A 1,236-nucleotide genomic window follows, 5' to 3' on the forward strand; every position below is an offset into this window, starting at 1 on the left:
AAGTGGGTGGAATCAATGATTGAGATGATCAACGACTGCGCGGACTGGCAGTGGAACGTGAACTCCTGGTCCAAGCAGGACAGCCCCGGGGCCGCGATCAATCACCACTTGGTGCGCCAGCACTCCGGCACCAACCAGCACTCCGATCGCGCTTTCGCTTGGCTGTGCTACGGGCAGCGCGGTGACGCGGCTGCGGTGGCTGCCTACCGCACGTGCCGCGACACGCTTGGCGATGACGGACTGTTCCAAGCAGTGCTCAAGGCGCACGGGCGCCGCCAGGCCGATCTCCACGAAGCCGCGGTGCACCTGGAATGGCAAGCGCACAACCATCCCCTCTCCCTGACGACAGGATGGAAGGCTTGGCAGGCCGGTGCCGGGGACGCCATCGAGGCCATGTTCCAGATACTGCTTGGCCAGAGCCACAATGGGAGTGCCTGTCAGCTGTACCGGGCGTGCTTCGACGAGAACCTTGCCGCGTTCTTCGAAGTGGTCAGCGTCCACGTGACACAGCTCAAAGCGGGTGGGCACGACCACCCCTATCTCCACGGGGCCACTCCGAGCGCGTCCATCCTGCGCGATCAGGTGCCGACCGCCGTGGACGACCACACAAGTCGAGGGGGCAGCTGAGTGCAGGAATCGCCACGCGTTGACGTCATTGTCCCGTACGGGCACTCACCGAGTCAGCCTGAGCGCCAGGAGAATCTCCAACAGGTTCTGGAGAGCCTGCAGAGCGACCTTGAATACGAGAACTACCGTGTGCTGCTCGCCGAGTTGGGAAAGCAAGCGACTCAACGGGACCTGGCGCGAAGCCTGGGGACTGACTACGTCTTCACCAGCTCGGATGAGGAGTTTTCACCAGGCCGGGCAATGAACACGGGCTTCCTCAACCGGCAGCATCCGGCTGACCTGGTGTACTTCCACCAGGCCGACTTCCTCGTTGCCCCGGACGTCCTGGACCGCGCGGTGCAGTTGATGCGGGAGCTGGACTGTCCGTTCGTCTACCCCTACTGGGGAGAAGTACATCTATCGCGGATGATGAGCGAGGCGGTGCGCTGCTCTGCGGTGCAGGCGGGACAGCTCTTCGACGTCCTTCAACGGTGCGTCGCACAGCGACGCACCGTTCATGCATCGGAACGGGCTGCCTCAGACGCGTACGACGAGGTTGCCCTGAGCAGTGACGAGTTGGAGTCCCTCGTCAGCTCACTCCCAGCGAATCTTCGTCGAGACATCGTCGAG

2 protein-coding genes are annotated in these 1,236 nt (G+C 63.1%); both read left to right on the top strand.

The annotated features are described in order from the left end of the window. The coding region (locus tag ACZ5CR_RS46000; protein WP_468869901.1) for a hypothetical protein at window positions 1-627 on the top strand (627 nt) is incomplete at its 5' end. Further along, window positions 628-1,236, top strand: a 609-nt coding sequence (locus tag ACZ5CR_RS46005; protein WP_468869903.1) for a glycosyltransferase, incomplete at its 3' end; no start/stop codon positions are given.

Source organism: Streptomyces sp. NPDC031274, from assembly GCF_055570235.1.